Origin of the sequence: Cupriavidus sp. KK10, assembly GCF_018223725.1 — a bacterium.
Classification (GTDB): domain Bacteria; phylum Pseudomonadota; class Gammaproteobacteria; order Burkholderiales; family Burkholderiaceae; genus Cupriavidus; species Cupriavidus necator.
On record NZ_CP073678.1, the window covers coordinates 1,439,382 to 1,456,536 of the forward strand.

Consider the following 17,155-nt stretch of genomic DNA (forward strand, 5'->3'; position numbering starts at 1 on the left):
GATTCAGCTATGAAAGCAGCCATGATTATTTCGGGCCCGCAAGGCGGCCACCTGGAAATCCGGGAGATTCCCCGTCCGACGGCCGGTCCCGGCCAAGTGGTAGTGCAGGTGATGGCCTCGGGCCTGAACCGGGGCGAATTGGTCCGGGTGGGTGAAGCGAAAAGCGGCGGCCCGATACTGGCCGGCATCGAGTTCGCCGGCATTGTCAGCCAGGTCGGACCCGATGTGCGCGGCGTGCGTGAAGGCGACCGCGTCGCCGGCCACGGCTGGGGCGGCCAGTCCGAGTATGTGCTAGCCGAGGCGCGCGCGCTGATCCCGATCCCGGCCACGCTGTCCTGGGTCGAGGCGGCCGCATTCCCCAATGTGTTCATCAGCGCGCACGACGCGCTGGTCACCAATGGCGAGTTCCGTGCCGGACAATCCGTGCTGGTGAATGCCGCCACCGGTGGCATGGGACTGGCCGCCGTCCAGCTGGCCGCCCAACTCGGCGCCAGCCAGGTCATCGCCATCTCGCGTTCGGCGGCCAAGCTGGCGCGGCTGCGTGAATACGGCGCGACCCACACCATCGATGTCTCGCAGCCGGATACCGTGCAGGCCGTGAAGGACGCCACCGACGGCCGCGGCGTGGACGTGATCATCGACTCGCTGGGCGGCGCGGTGTTTGACACCAACCTGAAATGCCTGGCCGTGCGCGGCCGGCTAGTTATCATCGCGCGGATGAGCGGCGTCGATACCGCCCAGGTCGACATCAAGCACATGTGGGTCAATCGCCTGAAGGTGGTCGGGACCACCTTCCGCACCCGTACCGAGGAAGAGCGGCTCGCCTTGATCGAAGCGTGCGCGCGCGATGTGCTGCCGCTGCTGCGCGAGGGTCGCCTCAAGATGCCGGTCGACCGCCTGTTCGCACTCGACGACATCGCGGAGGCCCACGCCTACATGGCAACCAACCAGCACTTCGGAAAGATCGTCCTGGCCGTCCACAAGAGCGTGATGGCGGCCGTCGCGCCAATCACCATGTCGCAGACTGCGACGAAGGAGCTTGCATGAACATAGACATCACACCACTCACCGGCTCGATCGGTGCCTCGATCGAAGGCATCTCGCTCTCGGAGCCCTTGACCGGCGAACTGTTCGAGCAACTGAGCAAGGCATTCCTGCAGCACTGCGTACTAGTGTTCCGCGACCAGTCGCTCAAGCCCGCGGCTCAGCTGGATTTCATCCGTCACTGGGGCGAGCCGGTCGTTCCGGCCTTGCTGTCCAAGCTGCGGCTCGATGAGTATCCTGAAGTGGTCCAGATCCGAACGGTGCCGAAGGAGCTCATTTCGACCGAGGCCTGGCACTACGATGCGCCGCACACGCCCGTGCCGCCCAAGATCACCATGCTCAGCGCGCAGGTGGTGCCGGTGGGTGGCGACACGATGTGGTGCAACCAATACCTCGCCTACGAGAGGCTGACTCCCGTAATGCGACGCATGCTGCAAGGCCTGCGCGTCCAATTCCGCGCCGTGCGGCTGGCCCGCTCCCAAGGCGTGTGCGAGTCCGATGCGCCCTGCGCCGTGCATCCGATGGTGCGCACGCATCCGGAGACCGGCCGCAAGGCGCTCTACATCGGGCATCCGGACAACGTGATAGGCATCGAGGGCATGACGGAGGCCGAAGCCAGGCCCTTGCTGAACTTCCTGTATGAGCACAGCACGCAGCCGGACAACATCTACCGCCACATGTGGCGCGTCGGCGATGCGCTGATGTGGGACAACCGGTGCACCATGCACTATGCGGTCCACGACTACGGCAACCAGGAGCGCCTTTTGAACCGAGTCACCCTGGAGGGCGAAGTGCCCGCTTGAAAAGGGTCTTTGCCTGGCGGCGCGGCTGCTTTGGGTCAGCAAAACCCCAGGCAGCCGGTTTCGCCTTTTGGTTAAGGCGCTCGAGGCCGAGTCGACCGCGTGGATGGCATCCGGGACGTCAAGCATCCAGCGTGACAATTCCTCCTGCGCTATCCAGCGTATCTCGTAGGGCAACCCCGGCAGATAGAGTCCTTGCAGGCAGAGGTTCTTGCGAATCAGCGTGCAGCCGCTTGGGAACCTTGGCAATGCCTGCCGGCAGGTTCGTGCGCGGTGTCCTCGCTGGCTTGGCCCCACGCCCAACCGCGGTGTTCAGGCTTAGGCAGCCCAATCCGACGCTGCTGCTGGCAGGCCGACGGTAAGTGGCGCTCGCGCCTCCCGGCCGATCTTGGTCAGCGTGTTGGGACAGACCAGGGCGAGGGCGTCGGAAGCGGAATCCGGCACGTCCAGCGCGGCCTCCACGGCCTCGGAATTCACGACAATGCTAACGGTCGCTTGGGGCGAGTCTACGCGCCCGGGCTAGCGCGGCGACGGTGGGCGCATGTAGAACGATGCGCAGGTCGTCGCTGTTGTCTTCCATTTTCTCTCCTTGTGGTGGCCAGGTATCCGGCAGGGTTCGTCCTCCTTATTCAGGCGCTGGTGCAAATGGCGAGGCTAGGACGCCCGGCCATTGAACATCTGAGTTCCGAGTTGCACAAATGCGCGTACTGCTGGGGATATTTCCCGACGCCTGTGAGCCAGCACCAGTTGCACTGAGAATTTAAAGTCAGAGATCTGTGCGTAGAAGATTCCTGGCTGGGAGAAGTTCTGCATTGACTCAGGCACGACGGCCACTCCGTATCCCGCAGACGCAAGGCAAATTGCCGAGATGAAATCCTGGACCCGATATTCTAGATGCGGCGTGAACCCTCCGACTTCGCCCAGGGCGGATAACGCGGACCCGAATCCTTCCTCGTCTGCAAACTGAGGGACGATGAACGATTGATCTGCCAGCGCGCGCGCTGGAATTGTCGTTCGCCTTGCAAGGGGATGGCTTTCTGTCATGGCAGCCAGCAGACGTTCGGTCTGTACGACTTTGGTGACCACGCCAGCCGGATAGAGCCGCCTGGGCCTGACAATTCCCACATCAATCTGGCCATCGCTGAGCGCTTCAAGCTGCCTTGGCGTTTCCATTGGCACGACTTCGATCCGGACCATTTCGTGTGATTTCCGAAACTCGCTCAGCATCATGGACAACAGGCCGCTGCTTGCGCCAGATGCCACATAGCCGACACGGATGACGCCGGCCAGTCCTCGGGCAGCCAGGCGTCCCACCTGGTCGGCGCGCTCAATGTGTCGCAATGCAGCGACAGCCTCGGCCTGGAACAGGTGCCCCGCGTCGGTAAGTGACACCGGCTTCCTTTTGTTTCGGTTCAGCAGCGTGACTCCCAAATCCTGCTCAAGGCGCTGGATCTGGGTGCTGAGCCCTGACTGTGCGACACCCAGGCGATCTGCCGCCTTCGCAAAGTGAAGTTCTTCCGCCACGGCGAGAAAGCACTGCAGCTGGCGAACGTCGATCATCGTTTTAATCTCGATTTCGGAACAAATATTACACACTTCTATCTGGATCATATCAAAGAATCCAGATGAAATAGCGCCGTACCACATCCCTGAGAGCTATCGATGAATGCCCCGCTTCCCGCTGCAGTGCTTGCCAGCCAAGATGAGTGTCGCTTCCAGTTGTCTGCCCACCCTGATCACCATCGCATCCTGCATGTGACCGTTGAGCGCGATGCTCTTCTTGGGTTCCTGCATGACGTACGCAAGGTCGATGTCCAGAACCTGGAGTATGTCCCCTTCATGCGCTATGAACTCGCGGACGTGCTCGCGAAGCATGTCGGGGAGGACTTCGCTACAACCATCAACAAGATTGTGAAGGACCGGCAGCACGGTGGCTTTACGGTAGGCCTCCAGGGAATGACGACGGACGCCGACGATTTCGTTCGCTTCGGCACTGCCATCGGGCACCTGCTGGGCCCCAGCAACCACGATTCGATGTCGGGCACTTACTATGCGCGCTTCGTGGTCAAGCATATGGACAATAGCGACTCCTATTTGCGCCAGGCCTATCGGCTCTTCACGATGCACACCGACGGCACCTTCGTTACCGAAGCGACGGACTGGCTGTTGATGATGAAGTTTGCAGAACAGAATGCAGTTGGCGGCGAGTCCCGGTTCCTGCATCTGGACGATTGGGAAGGGCGTGACCGCTTTGTCAGTCACCGTCTCGGGACGCAGCCTTTCCTCTACAAGGCGCCGGGGTCCAAGAATGTCAGCGACAAGGTCGAGCGCCCGCTCTTCTTCCAGAACGAGTTTGGGTTGTCGATGTCCTTCATCGATCAGTTTGTACAGCCTCGCAATCGCGAGGAGGCTGCATTCCTGAACGACCTGTCGGCCTCCATGGAGGCTTCGCCGGGAACCAGGGAAGTGTCGCTGCCCGTCGGCGACCTGGTTGTCCTGAACAACTACTTCTACCTCCACGGGCGTGCGCCGTTCGAGCAGAGTGAGGCCCTCTTCCGTGAACTGATGCGCCAGCGAGGCACGTTCGCCTAATTATCAATGTGATCCGGCGTGGCTGACAGTGACAGCGGTTGGGCCTGATAGAAGCTTCAAATCATGATGACATCTCAAACCGAAGTTGCAAGAAGCCAGGCCGTTCCGGGCGCCGGAACACCTGCCAAGCCTGCCTATGGCGTCAACCGTCAGCTTCCTCGACGACTGCGGCCGATCCTCTCGCTTGCCGATTTTGAGGTCGCGGCAAAGCGGGTGCTTCCGCGCCCCATCTTTGGCTATATTGCCGGCGCTGCGGAGGATGAAAAGTCGCTTGCCGCGAACAGGACCGCTTTCGACGAGGTCAGGTTTCGTCCAAAAGTCCTTGTCGACGTATCGGGAAGGTCGCAAGCGACCGAGATCTTCGGGCAAAGTTACGCTGCTCCCTTTGGCGTGGCGCCCGTCGGAATCAGTGCGATTGCCGCTTACCGCGGCGATGTGGTCCTCGCCCAAACGGCACGGGAAGAGCAGATACCCGCAATCATGAGCGGTACGTCCCTGATTCCGATGGAAACCGTTCACGCGGCCGCGCCGGGCACGTGGTTCCAGGCGTACCTGCCAGGTGAGGCCACACGCAGGGACGCGCTGATTGACCGGATTGAAGCGGCCGGGTTCAAAACGCTTGTCCTGACGGTTGATATTCCCGTTTGGGCCAACCGGGAGAATAACGTCCGTACTGGCTTCTCCTTGCCTCTGCGACCATCTGTGCGTCTGGCATTCGATGGCGTGTCCCGGCCGCGTTGGCTGGCCGGGACGTTCGCCAGGACGCTTATTTCGAGTGGGATGCCGCATTTTGAGAATTCTTTTGCATCTCGCGGCGCACCGATCTTGTCGGCCTCCGCAATTCGCGATACGACGGGGCGGGATCACCTGAACTGGACGGATATCGAGCGAATCCGGAAAAGATGGCGCGGCAACCTCGTCATCAAGGGCATTTTGCATACGTCCGATGCCGAACGCGCTGTCGCCCTGGGCGCCGACGGCATCATTGTCTCGAATCACGGTGGGCGCCAGTTGGACGGCGCCGTGGAACCGCTTGCTGTCCTGCCGGAGATCTGTGAGGCAGTCGCGCATAAGATAACCGTGATGATGGACAGCGGTATCCGGCGAGGCAGTGATGTTCTGAAGGCGTTGGCACTGGGAGCCCGCTTTGTCTTCCTAGGGCGGCCCTTTGTTTACGCTGCGGCCATTGGGGGAGCCGAAGGCATTCGCCACGCCATCACGCTGTTGCGCGATGAGGTCGATCGCAACATGGCCATGCTTGGCGCGACGACGATCGCAGGCGTGAACGATACCGTCATCGTCCAGGGCCACGGAACCGGCCGAGTTACGTCGGGGTAAGCCAACCCGGTCCAATGCGCGGGTGTGCGCGACATTCTGACCGGCCTTGCTGCCTATCGGAATCGCGGAAGCTTAAAAAACAAGGTTGTCGGCGATCAATGACTGCCGACACCCTTTGATCTCCTGATCTGTGCCGTAATGCAGCGCGCCACCAACCGGAAGCGTGCGCAAGGGCGCAGCCATGTCAGCACATTGCGCGATGGCGTGGAATATGCGGATCCCCGCGCCGCGTACAACGCAGAGCGCTACCGACAGCGGGTCCCGAACAACCTGGCCCGACTGCCAAATCACCGGGAGCCGTCTTGCCGGCCAGGCCTGACGGCTCCGGTTCCCCCAGGAGGGGGAGCGCTCAAATCACAAAAATGGATGATCCGGTGGTCTTGCGAGCCTCGAGGTCACGGTGTGCCTGTACGGCATCCTCCAGCGCATAGCGCTGATTGATCTCGATGTGGATGCGGCCAGCCGCCACGTGGCCGAACAGCTCGCCGACCAGTTCCGCCTTCTCGGCAGGATCGGCGATATAGTCGGCCAAGCCCGGGCGCGTCAGGAATAGCGAGCCTTTGCGGGCCAGAATTGCCGGATCGAAACCCGTGACCGGACCGGAGGCGAACCCCACGCAAACCAGCAGGCCGCGTCGCTTGAGGGAGTCGAGCGAGGCCATGAAGGTGTCCTTGCCCACGCTATCGAAGACCACGGACACGCCCACGCCATCCGTCAGTTCCCGCACGCGCTTGGCCACGTCCTCATGGCTGTAGTTGATCGTGTGATCGCAGCCATGGGCGCGCGCCACTTCCGCCTTTGCCTCGCTCGAGACCGTGCCGATCACCGTCAGGCCCAGCAGCTTCGCCCACTGCGAGACGATCAGGCCGACGCCGCCAGCTGCCGCATGCAGCAGAATCGTGTCGCCCGCCTTGAACGGGTAGATCCGGCGCATCAGGTAGGAGGCTGACAAGCCCCGCATGGTCATCGCCGCGGCAACTTCGCAACTGATTGCCGGCGGCAGCTTGATCAGCGGCGCGGCGGAGATTAGGCGTTCGGTGCTATAGGCGCCGAGCGTGTTGGTGAAGCCCGTATAGGTTACGCGGTCGCCGACCGCCAGGTGGGTAACGCCGGCCCCGACGGCCTCGATCAGGCCTGCGGCTTCGTTACCGATGCCGCTGGGCAGCGGGACCGGATAAGTACCGCTGCGGAAGTATGTGTCAGCAAAGTTCAGTCCTACGGCCACGTGACGGACGCGGACCTCTCCCGGGCCCGGTTTGTTGTCTCCTGTTCGGTATCAACTATCACAATACGCCCGCGGCTCGCCAAGGGACAAATCCATGTCGCGTCAAGCTGGTCAGGCGATAGAAAAATTGCCACATGCGGCTTGCTCAAGCCGCCTGTGGCCTCTCCCGGGTAGCAGGGATGCTTGAGCGGGAACGGCTGTCCTTTGCGACGATTGAATCATCTGGCCTGGCGCCACTTCCCACTTTACCTTGCACGCATTGAGCTTTCCCTTTTATGACAGTCATCGGCTGGCGCAGGAGCACTGGACCATCGACTACCAAAGCAGGCGCATTGATGACGAAGTGAGAGTGGGTCGGGCACGCCACGGCGGTTCGCCTCTCTCAGCACCTTCTCCAGATGGCTCAGCGACCGCTTCGATTGCAGCGTCACGAAATGGCCGGAGAGACCGGACTTAGCAGATGCTGAAGCCTTGCCCATCATCGACGACGAGCGTCGAGCCAGTCATGAATGCGCTGGCCGGCGAAGCGAGCGTCAGCAGCGCGCCATCGAGCGCCTCGGGCGTGCCGAGGCGCCGGCGAGGCAGGCCCTCGACGATCTTCCTGCCCGCGGGGCTCTGGAACATGGCGCGGTTGATGTCAGTCTCGATGTAGCCGGGACTGATGGCGTTGACGTTGATGCCGTGGCACGCCCATTCATGGGCCATCGTGCGGGTCAAGTGCTCCAGCGCTGCCTTGCTGGAGCCGTAGATGCCCAGGTGCGGCGAGTGCGTCTGCGCGGCCAGGGAGCATATGTTGATGATGCGTCCCGGCAACTGCCTGTCGATGAGCCGGCGTGCGAAGGCGGTAGACATCAGCAACGCGGCCTTCGTGTTCACGTCGAATACCCGGTCGAACATCTTCTCGTCCACGTCGAACAGCGCCGCGCGCCCGCCGACGCCCGCATTGTTCACAAGCGCCCATAGCGGCGGCATGCTTTGCTGGATGTCATCCAAGGCAAGCCGCACGGCTTCCTGGTCGGCAACATCGACGGGAACGGCCCGCGCTGTACCGCCGGCTTGTGCGATCAGTTTTGCAGTTTCCTGCAGCGGCTCCGGCCGCCTGCCCAGCAGGGCGATATGCGCGCCGGTGGCGGCCAGCGTCCTTGCCGCCTGCCGCCCGAGTCCCGAGCCAGCGCCGGTAACGATTGCCGTCAGTCCGCGCAGGCCGAAGCGCTCGGCGAAAAACTCCGTGTCAAAGCCATTGCTCATCTTCATTCCTTCTCATGTCACTGCGGAAGCAGTCGCCCTGTTTCAGGGAACTCTCAGCAATTGAGCCCTGGCGGGCGTAGCCAAAGTTGCTTGTCCTCCATCACGACTTCATAGGTGCGGATACGCAAGCTCGGAGATGCGGTGCACTGGCCGTTGCGAATGTCAAATCGCAAGCCGTGTGCAGGGCAGCTGATCATGTGCTCCACACACGAACCTCCTGCCAGGGAGGCTCCGGCATGGGGGCAACTGTTTTCCATGGCAAAGAATTGGCCGCCAAGGTTGAGCACGATTGCCGATTGACCGTCTGGCAAGAAGACCAGTTTGCGGGCGCCTGGAGCCAGTGACTCCGGAGGCCCGAGCAGAATCCATCCGGGATCAGGCATTGGATTTGCACTCGCTGTGCAAACGCCCGGTCACCACGGCTTGCTGCATGACGCGAACCAACTCGCTGGCCGGTACGGCGCCAGTGACCGGCCACTGCCCATTGAAGACGAGATGAGGAACCCCTTCTGCAGGGTAGGCGCCCATTGAGGACTGGAGCGCAGAGGACGCCCTGGCGTCCCAACTGAACCCAGACGCTTGAGCCAGGGCCTGCAGTGTCTGCGCTGAACCGATGTCTTGCCCTTGAGAGAAGAAAGCGCAGTAGATGGACTCTACCAACTGGTACATGGCCTCCGGCATCAGCCTGGACTGGGCCGCATTGACCAAGGCACATGCCAGCGACGAATTCGGAAAGGTCGCGATGCTTTCGAAGTTCAACGACAGGTCAACCGATTCTGCCACGGCGCGAATCTGTGCGCGGCGCATCGCCACTGCCCGTTGGCCACCAAGCCGTGCCTCATAAAATGCCTGGTAGGGAATGCCTTGGGCAGGAATCTGCGGCAGCAGTGCATTGGCATGACATACCGTCTCCAGCGCCAATCCGGGGTGCTGCTGCCGCAGGCTTGCCCATGCCGAACGCAGATTTCGCAACCCAATCCAGCACCAGGGGCAAATCAGGTCAAGGTAAAAATCAACGCGCAGAGTTTGCGACGGTGCAGGGGCAGGGACCGCACCCGAAAGTTCAGAGCAATTCACGCAATCATTCCTTAGTGGTCGGCCAGGGGCCGTATTCGGATGCAAGGTCGAAGTGACCGACATGCCCAAGGCCGACAAGCGGAGCACCCCGGTCCCCCGCCAATTGAATGCGCCGTCCGAACCTGGCCAGGGCTCCGTGACGGCTGGCTGCTATCAGGCTGAGAAATGGCGGCTTTGTCCCAGGCAGGCCGCGATGCCGCGCGCGACACATCTTATTCATCGATCCTGATCCCCGCGTCGTTGGCGATCTTCGTCCAGACTTGCAGATCGTTCTGGACGCCGCCTCGTGCTATCGTGAGCCCGATCATAGCAGTCGCATTTTTGGTGTCGACATCAATATATTGACGTCGTCGTGACGTTGCAGGAATCGACCAGCCACCGTAGACGGCGTTGTCACGTTGGCGGTTGAGGGCCGTCATCGCAGCGATACGCGCGACCGTCGAGTGTGGCGGCGGCCGGGGCCTTGGCCTGTCCGCTCGCCCAGGCATCAGATGCTCAGCACAATCTTGCCGAAGTGCCTCTGCGCCGCCTGGTAGCGGAAAGCGTCGGCGATCTCGTCCAGCGGAAAGTGCCGGTCAATAATGGGACGGATGCCGGTGGCATCCAGCGCCCGCACCATGTCGAGCTGGTGGCGCCGGCTGCCCACCAGCAGGCCGGTAATGCGTAGCTGCTTGCGCAGGATCTGCCTGACATTGAACGGCGAATCCGCGCCCGACAAGACGCCGATGATCGCCACGTGCCCTCCCGTGCGCGCGGCGGTAACGGACTGCTCCAGCGTTGCCGCGCCACCGACTTCAATAACGTGATCCGCGCCGGCGCCGCCGGTCAGCGTGAGTACCGTATGGCCCCACCGTGGGTCGTCGCGATAGTTGATCACATGGTCCGCGCCCAGACTGCGCAGGCGCGCAAGCTTGTCGCCCGAGCCTGACGTCGCGATCACGGTGGCACCTGCCGCCTTGGCAAACTGGAGGGCGAACACCGAGACACCGCCCGTTCCCAGGATCAGCACGGTCTCTCCGGGCTTCAGCGCGCCATCGACAAACAGTGCCCGCCAGGCAGTCAGCCCCGCGGTCGTCAGCGTCGCCGCTTCCGCATGGCTGTAGGCAGCCGGCGCATGCGTGAAAGCCGTCACGGGCAGTGTCACGGTTTCGCGCGCAAAGCCGTCGATACCGTCGCCGGGAACCGTGGCGAAGTCGGACAGGCTCGGCTCACCGTCCAGCCACGTCGGGAAGAACGTGCTGACCACATAGTCGCCGGCCGAGAACTCCTTCACCCCCGCACCCACTTCGGTGACGACCCCCGCACCATCTGACATCGGGATGCGCCGCACAGGCCCCACCCCGCGGCTGACGACACCGAAGTCGTGATAGTTCAGCGAGCTTGCATGGATGCGCACCGTGATCTCAGCGGGGCCGGGCGGGCGGGTTTCTACCGTCCCCGGGACCAGGCGGTCGAGCCCTCCGGGTGGCTCCAGATAGATGGCTTTCGATACGGTCAAGGGCGTTCCCTCCTGAGGGCATTGTCACGTTGGCGAGAATGATCGGCCGGCTGCCTGCACTATTGCGTCATGGTGCAGCCAAAAGCAGCACGGAACCAATGGCCGAAACTGTTCTGGCTTGAAGGTCCCATCAGGCGCGCGACCTCGCCGATCGTCAGGTCGCTCTCCTGCAGGTGACACGCGGGCAGTGCGCTCAGCCGCGTCGCGTTTCCGCGAGGTAACACCATCTGCCAATGAGGAACACGGTGAAGGGAAGAACTGCCGCGAGCGGTAGCCATCGCAAGGCGACCTGAAGACCTACCGCGTCCGCTGCCATGCCGGTGATAAATGGGCCTGCTGCGAGGCCCAGTATGTTGTTGAACAACGTCAGGGTGGCAAATGCCGAGCCATGAATGGCTGGCGGTGTGGCACCGGCAATGATCGCGCTACAAGTGCCGAACGAGCTGGCTAGGAAGAACACCCCGGGTGCAAGGAGCGCGAGTTGCAGATTGCCCTGTGGCATGCGTAACGCGATCGCCAGCAGCGTGCCTAGCACGAGGCAATAGCCAATGGCCATGTTCCACCTCTTGAGCAACGAATCCCCGCTGATCCGATCGGTCATCACACCGCACAGGAGTTGGCCCAGGCCGCTGACAAGGACAAGGCCGGCAGCCAGTACGGCCGCCTCGCTGACCGGCATGCCCCAGTAGCGGTTCAGGTAGCTGGGCAGCCACACGAAAAGAGTGCCCTGGACGAAGATCTGCAGGGCGCAGCCGAGGTACGCACAAAAGACAGAAGGGGACGGAAACAGGCCAGAGAAGAACGCACGCGGTGTCAGTTTCACATGCCCGTATGCCGGAGTTCTGTTCCCATTGTCCGGTCGGACACTTGCGAGTTTTTTTTCCGTAACCACGGAGCAGTAAATGATCACCAGCACAAAGCCAATGATCGCCATCAGAGCCATCGACCAGCGCCAGCCCAAGTGCGTCGCAATGAGGCCGGAAAGCGAGACACCGAGCACGGACCCAAAAGCAGCGGCAGATGTAAAGCCGCCGGCAATGGTGGACCGCATATGCTTTGGAAAGATGCTCACAAGCATAGCGAATCCGACACTGCCGTAGGCAGCCTCGCCGACGCCAACGAACAAGCGCGCGACGAACATCTCGTGGTAGTTAGCGGCGATAGCGCACCCGAGCGTGGCAACACTCCACACCGAAACCATTAGGGCAATGCTTTTGACGCGTCCCCAGCGGTCGGCGAGTATGGAGAACGGGAGGGTCAGTACGCCGACCATCAACGGCACCACGCTGCTAATCGAGCCGAGCTGTGTATCGGAAATCTGCCACTGCACCTTCAAGAGCGGAAACAAGGCATTGATCGCCTGCCGCGACATGTAGTCAGACAGTAACAGGCAGAACATCAATGAAAATACCACCCACGCGTAGGGGCGGGCGCCAGTGGTAGCCGCAGCCGGCTCAGCCGGCATCGCGTTACTTGTATACGTGCTCAATTCTGTCTCCTCTAATGATTCTTGAAACTCATGACTAGTAGTGCCGCCAGTTGTCGTGTGACCCGTGTGAGGCAAGGCCTTCAGACAGGGCTGGCAGTGGTCATGAGAGGCCGTGGTCGCTGATGCCAGCTGCCGCGCCATGGCTTATCGTCTCGATTTCGCCATGCATCGGCGCACAGTTGCGGAACAAGCATCACAGGTCTGCTTGCGCAGAAAAAGGCGGGCAACCTCCAGGCAGGTGCGTGAACAGATCGCGGCCGACGAGTAAGGTTGCATCACGTTCGGCGACACGATCCCTGATATGGGACTCTTGCATCGGATCATCTAGCCTGGCGCGACATCCCGCTTTACCTTGCACGCCATGAACTTGGCCTTTTATGACAGTCATCCGCTGGCGCAGGGAGCACTGGATCACCTAGTGCCAAATTCAACACACCTCGAGGAACCGGTTCTTACCCGTAATGTTGCAGCGCGGCTTGTTGCCGGATAACGCGGATAGGGGAATTGCAAGATAGAGCAGGCGTCCGCAACGCGCACGCTGCGGCGGCTCGGTGAGCAAGCGGTGCAGGTACGCATATGGCTCGACGTGACGGGCGCTGCGTGTGAGCATCACCCCTACAAGGAGCCATGCCTGGTGACTATGGAAGCCCTTCCATAAGAGAAAGAGCTGGTTGGATACCAGTCCCGGTTTTCCGGGCTGACATCGCGATATTGTTTCAGCGTGTGCGCCAGTCGCCGGCGCTACGGTAGTCACCCGACCGGGTGTCTACCGTTACGGCACGTCCGTCAGGCAGTCATGCGGATCGTGCTCGTTGCGTCTTCCCGGCCGATGGCAATCGGCCGTGGTGCGGTCAGGAGAGTTCGCGAATGAAGGCTTCGGCCCGGGGCCATTCGCCATAGCCTGAAGCGGGATTCAGATGCCCGACTTCGCCGAGTTCGACGAAGCGACTGCCCCACGCCTGCGCCAGGTCGCGGGCGCGATCGAGACGCGTCAGCGGATCGTTGCTGCTTGCCGCAACGATGCTCGGAAACGGCAATGGCCCGCGCGGGATCGGCAGCCAGCCGTGGTCGCTCAGTGTGTCGGTTGTGGGGTAGCCTAGCGGCATGGGCGTCTCGAGGTCCGCCGGTGCTGCAAGCAGTGCGCCGAGGATCTCGCGGGTGGCGCCCCGGGCCGTCCAATGGGCGACCATCATCGCGCCAGCGCTGTGCGCCACGATGATCACTGGCCCCTCGATGGTGGCCAGGGCGCGGTCGATCGCGTCGACGCGGGCCGCGCAACTCAGCTTGTCTTGCTCAAGCGGGGCGACGCTAACGACGCGAGGCAGCTTCGCCGCCAGCAGGGTCTGCCAGTGTTCCGGCACATGGTCACGCAGGCCAGGGACGATGAGAACGGTCGGTGCCGTAGCGGTCATATCGGTCTTTCAATAAGGTGCGTCACCGATGATGGCGGTGCGCTCCATCTTTCGGTGGCACGGGGGGTAATCCATCACTGCGTAGTGCTGGGTCGAACGGTTGTCCCAGAACGCAACACTGTTTTTCTTCCAGCGAAAACGCACCTGGTATTCGGGGATGGTGGCCTGGCTGACCAGGTAGCTAAGCAAATTGGCGGCACCCGGCGCCTTGTCGATGCCGAAGCGCACGTTGGCCGGCACGTTGTAATTGGTGAAGTGCGTCGTAAAACTTCCATTGACGAACAGCACTTTCTCTCCGGTTTCGGGATGGGTGCGCACAACGGGATGCTCGGCGTCCGGGAACTGAGCCTTCAGTGCAAGACGCTTTTCGATCGGCATGGCGGCACCGAAGCTCGCCTCGATGCCGTGGCGCGCGCGTAATGCGGCGATCTTCGTCTTGATCTCCTCGGGCAACTGGTTATAGGCCTCGACCATGTTGACCCACATCGTGTCGCCGCCCACGGGCGGGCACTCGATACAGCGCAGCACGCAGCCTAGCGGTGGCTTTTCGCGCCAGGTGGCATCGGTATGCCAGGAATTCTCGTTACGATCGGGAGGACTGTCCGGGGTTTTGTAGATCTGAACCAGTCCCGGGTAATCGGGATGGCTGCCCACCACCGGATGGTCCTCCAGCTCGCCAAAGCGGCGTGCAAAGGCCACGTGCTGCGCGCGCGTGATGTCCTGGTCGCGGAAGAACAGCACGCGATGCTTCAGGAGCAGGGCACGGATTTCCGCCATCTGTTGGTCGTCTTCGGCAGCCGCACCGAGGTTGACGTTGCTGAGCTCCGCACCGATCGTGCAAGTGACTTGCTCGACCTGGATCGAATTGCCCAGAGAGGTTGCGCGGACCACCGCGGGTGCCGCTTTGAGGCGCTGAATCATGAACCCTGTCTCCTATTGTCGATTAGGCCGATCGATCATTGAGAGTTTGGGCGTCGCGAGTTTCTCCCGCTTGTCAATACGTGACAGGCATTTATCATTCTATGTCAGTTGCCCGATGTGACTGGCACCCTCGCGGATCGCGACGCGGTGCAGACCTCCCTGCCGGCTCTGCCGTTCCGAACTGACACGCCGAGCAGAATGCTCGGGGGGGGGCGGCTGCTCAGACAGAGGGCGCGCTGCCGCCGGTCCAGTCCTGGATCTTGTACCCAAACTCGTGCCTGAACCAGCGCGAGAATGAGCTGGGGCCGCTGAAACCAAGGAGCAACGCAATTTCCGCATGCTTGCGCGACACCTCACTCACGTATCGCACCACCAGATCCTTGCGTACCTCGTTCAGAAGCTCGTTGTACGACGTGCCCCGAGCCGGCGCCGGATGGTCCGTACATCCACGCCGAGCAGGCCAGCAATACGGGCGAGGGAACATTCCCCCGAGGGCATCAACGCGACAATCATTTGACGCACTTTCTCGTCCGCCGTCTGCCCGCTGCGCGCGCTGACCGACTCGACATACTGCCGTGCATACTGATCCAGGCTGGAATAGGTGGAGAGGGGCGTTTGCAGGTGACTCTGGAAAAATACGATGCCATTGAATGCTGCGCCAAGTTCCACCCGGTGCGAAAAGAGGCTCTGTCGCAGTAAGTGGGTCGAGAAGTGAAGAACCCCTGAGGTGCGGGTCCAGAACGTCCCCATGGGGGTGCCCGTCACCTCGGCGGCCCGCAACCCGCCCGGGTAGAGCACCGTCAGCACCCAGCGGCAGCGCGCCGGGTACAGGCGTTCACGCTCGGTCGCGACCGGCATCGCCGCGACGGTCTCTTTGACCGCGTCCCACAAGTCGTGACTGAGGTAGCGCGTGATGCGCGGCCGGTTCGGCGCGCGCCGGCGGCGCGCCAGCGCGAGCGGATTGCCGGCCAGATTGCCGGCTTCGGTCAGCCAGGCGAAGAGGGCATTCAGAATAACCAGCGCGTGCCGCACGCTGGCCGGCGACAGGGGCCCGGCAAAGGGGCGCCAGTCGCGGTGGCCGCGGCCGAGCTTCTTGCTGCCGGCGGCGCCGGAGAGCGCCGGCGGCAGCTGCAGGCGTTCGAGCGGGCTGGGCAGCGGGGCCGCCAAGCTTTCCAGGGGGGTGATCGGGAGCTCTGACCGGCGCCGCGCTGCAGGCCGACCTGGCCGAACTGCGCGGGCGCTTCTCCGAGACCCGCGCGCTGTATCGCGAGGTCTGCGGCCTGCTGTTCTTCCGCTATGGCGTCACGCCTACCGCCAACAAGCTCTACAGCCTGGTGCGCAAGGGCAGCAAGCGGCAGGCGCACGCCGCCACCCAGGCCCGGCTGGAAGCGGGGCGGGCAGAAAAGGCGGCGGGCCGCCAGCTGACGGAGCTGCGTACCCAATTCTCGACCGAGCTGGAACGCGCCCGCGAGCAGGTGACCATTGCCCAGGAACGGGCCGAGGCCAGCGAGCGGCGGGCACTACGCGGACTGGATGCGGAGCGCACCGCGCGCAAGAAGAGCGAGCGCGCCACCGAAGAGTTGCGCGGCGAACTGGCAGCGGCACGGCAGGAGGCCCGCGACTCCGCAGTCGCGCAGGCCGAGGTCCGGGCCCGACTCGAAGCCCAGGCGGCGGCGCTCGCGGAGCGGCTCAACGAGCGGCTCGCGGCCGCCGAGGCGGCGCAGCGCCAGGCCGCCGGCGAGCGGGACGCGGCGCAGACGGAACTGGCGGCAGCACAGCGCCGGGCCGAGCGCGCCGAGGCGGAAGCCGTGCTGGCGCGCCAGCTGCTGGCAGAACTGCGCCTGCCGCGCGAGGGGGAACGGCGGCACAAATCCGGCGGCCCGGCATCGACCGATAGCGAAGCACCAGACGAAAAGCCGGCCGACGAGCACGGGGCGCCGACCGGCTCGAACCCGGAAGATGGCAGCGACAGCAGCGACCGCAACGACAACCAAAACGATGACAGTAAAAATTGAGCGGGCGGCGGCGATCCGCTGGATCCAGGGCCAGATGGCCGACTACGACCTGACCATGGAGGAACTGCGGGAGGCAGGGTGCTTTGATCCGCCGCCCCCACCCCCGCCAGCGCCGCCGCCGGTGGTCTGTTACCGCAACGCCGCGGGCCGAGCTGGGACGGGGCCGGCGAGATGCCGGACTGGCTGCGGCGGGCGGCCAATGCGGGGCGGAGCGCGGAGTTTTACCGGGTATAAGAGAGAGGAGAGCGCGCTGGCCACGCGGGGGCGTCGAAGGCCAGCGTGCGGTACAGCAGCGGACTCCAGTTGCTCGCTGCCAGAGATTTTGCCCGAAGTACCGTGAAGCCCGATAGGAAGGAGGCTGCGCCACCACAACACCGCCAAAGATGTGCATCAAACCTATCTTGGTGATGTATTGTAGCGGCGAGGAAGATTCATCAGATAGCAGCTCTATAATTGTCTATAATTTCCTATAGTTGATAATAGAGCAGAGAAAGCA

General features: G+C 62.7%; 16 protein-coding genes and 2 pseudogenes. 6 read left to right on the plus strand and 12 right to left on the minus strand.

All coding sequences use genetic code 11. The features are described from left to right. Positions 1 to 9 precede the first annotated feature (9 nt). Together KB879_RS38125 and KB879_RS38130 are read left to right on the plus strand one after the other, a co-directional pair. The gene (locus tag KB879_RS38125) at positions 10 to 1,047 is read left to right on the plus strand and encodes a zinc-binding dehydrogenase (RefSeq protein ID WP_211983060.1); all 1,038 of its coding nucleotides are present in this window, start codon (positions 10 to 12) and stop codon (positions 1,045 to 1,047) included. Next, positions 1,044 to 1,847 carry a TauD/TfdA family dioxygenase gene (locus KB879_RS38130; protein ID WP_211983062.1) on the plus strand — a complete coding sequence of 268 codons (804 nt, stop codon included), beginning with the start codon at positions 1,044 to 1,046 and terminating at the stop codon, positions 1,845 to 1,847. Before KB879_RS38125 ends, KB879_RS38130 begins: the two co-directional genes overlap by 4 nt. A 651-nt stretch (positions 1,848 to 2,498) precedes the next feature. On the opposite strand, the gene KB879_RS38135 is transcribed toward KB879_RS38130, so the two are convergent. Next, a complete protein-coding gene (locus KB879_RS38135) occupies positions 2,499 to 3,455 on the minus strand; it encodes a LysR family transcriptional regulator (protein ID WP_249221424.1) in 957 nt (318 codons plus the stop codon). A gap of 51 nt (positions 3,456 to 3,506) precedes the next feature. Between KB879_RS38135 and glaH the strand changes: the two genes are divergently transcribed. After that, positions 3,507 to 4,436, plus strand: a complete 930-nt coding sequence (glaH, locus tag KB879_RS38140) for a glutarate dioxygenase GlaH (RefSeq protein WP_211983064.1) — start codon at positions 3,507 to 3,509, stop codon at positions 4,434 to 4,436. 63 nt (positions 4,437 to 4,499) lie between these two features. Further along, positions 4,500 to 5,774 (plus strand): alpha-hydroxy acid oxidase, encoded by a 1,275-nt coding sequence (locus KB879_RS38145; protein ID WP_211983066.1) that lies wholly within the window; start codon positions 4,500 to 4,502, stop codon positions 5,772 to 5,774. Between the two features lie 349 nt (positions 5,775 to 6,123). On the opposite strand, the pseudogene KB879_RS38150 reads toward KB879_RS38145, so the two are convergent. From KB879_RS38150 to KB879_RS38200, 11 genes and pseudogenes are all read right to left on the minus strand, one after another. Next, positions 6,124 to 7,032 (minus strand): annotated as a pseudogene (locus tag KB879_RS38150) (quinone oxidoreductase); the annotation flags it as partial. Between the two features lie 420 nt (positions 7,033 to 7,452). Continuing rightward, positions 7,453 to 8,253, minus strand: a complete 801-nt coding sequence (locus tag KB879_RS38155) for an SDR family NAD(P)-dependent oxidoreductase (RefSeq protein ID WP_049800696.1) — start codon at positions 8,251 to 8,253, stop codon at positions 7,453 to 7,455. Between the two features lie 47 nt (positions 8,254 to 8,300). Further along, a complete protein-coding gene (locus tag KB879_RS38160) occupies positions 8,301 to 8,630 on the minus strand; it encodes a Rieske (2Fe-2S) protein (RefSeq protein ID WP_080569622.1) in 330 nt (109 codons plus the stop codon). Then, positions 8,623 to 9,324, minus strand: coding sequence for a DsbA family protein (locus KB879_RS38165; protein WP_249221425.1), 702 nt, complete (start codon positions 9,322 to 9,324; stop codon positions 8,623 to 8,625). The genes KB879_RS38160 and KB879_RS38165 overlap by 8 nt, the downstream gene beginning before the upstream one ends. A 4-nt stretch (positions 9,325 to 9,328) precedes the next feature. After that, positions 9,329 to 9,544: an alpha/beta hydrolase gene (locus tag KB879_RS40690; protein WP_211983070.1), complete on the minus strand. Its 216-nt coding sequence runs from the start codon at positions 9,542 to 9,544 to the stop codon at positions 9,329 to 9,331. After that, positions 9,537 to 9,743: a hypothetical protein gene (locus KB879_RS38175; protein ID WP_211983073.1), complete on the minus strand. Its 207-nt coding sequence runs from the start codon at positions 9,741 to 9,743 to the stop codon at positions 9,537 to 9,539. The genes KB879_RS40690 and KB879_RS38175 overlap by 8 nt, the downstream gene beginning before the upstream one ends. A gap of 68 nt (positions 9,744 to 9,811) precedes the next feature. Then, positions 9,812 to 10,822: an NAD(P)-dependent alcohol dehydrogenase gene (locus KB879_RS38180; protein ID WP_211983075.1), complete on the minus strand. Its 1,011-nt coding sequence runs from the start codon at positions 10,820 to 10,822 to the stop codon at positions 9,812 to 9,814. A 193-nt stretch (positions 10,823 to 11,015) separates the two neighbouring features. Further along, positions 11,016 to 12,287: an MFS transporter gene (locus KB879_RS38185; protein WP_371827482.1), complete on the minus strand. Its 1,272-nt coding sequence runs from the start codon at positions 12,285 to 12,287 to the stop codon at positions 11,016 to 11,018. Positions 12,288 to 13,162: 875 nt separating this feature from the next. Further along, entirely contained in the window at positions 13,163 to 13,723 is a 561-nt protein-coding gene (locus KB879_RS38190) for an alpha/beta hydrolase (protein WP_211983079.1), read from the minus strand. Positions 13,724 to 13,732: 9 nt separating this feature from the next. Continuing rightward, a complete protein-coding gene (locus tag KB879_RS38195; RefSeq protein ID WP_211983081.1) occupies positions 13,733 to 14,644 on the minus strand; it encodes a TauD/TfdA family dioxygenase in 912 nt (303 codons plus the stop codon). Positions 14,645 to 15,037: 393 nt separating this feature from the next. Further along, the gene (locus tag KB879_RS38200; RefSeq protein ID WP_211983083.1) at positions 15,038 to 15,811 is read right to left on the minus strand and encodes an integrase/recombinase; all 774 of its coding nucleotides are present in this window, start codon (positions 15,809 to 15,811) and stop codon (positions 15,038 to 15,040) included. Between the two features lie 53 nt (positions 15,812 to 15,864). On the opposite strand from KB879_RS38200, the gene KB879_RS38205 reads away from it, so the two are divergent. Together KB879_RS38205 and KB879_RS40020 are read left to right on the plus strand one after the other, a co-directional pair. Continuing rightward, positions 15,865 to 16,659: a hypothetical protein gene (locus KB879_RS38205; RefSeq protein ID WP_249221554.1), complete on the plus strand. Its 795-nt coding sequence runs from the start codon at positions 15,865 to 15,867 to the stop codon at positions 16,657 to 16,659. After that, positions 16,643 to 16,893: pseudogene (locus KB879_RS40020) on the plus strand (H-NS histone family protein). The gene KB879_RS38205 and the pseudogene KB879_RS40020 overlap by 17 nt, the downstream one beginning before the upstream one ends. Positions 16,894 to 17,155: the final 262 nt, after the last annotated feature.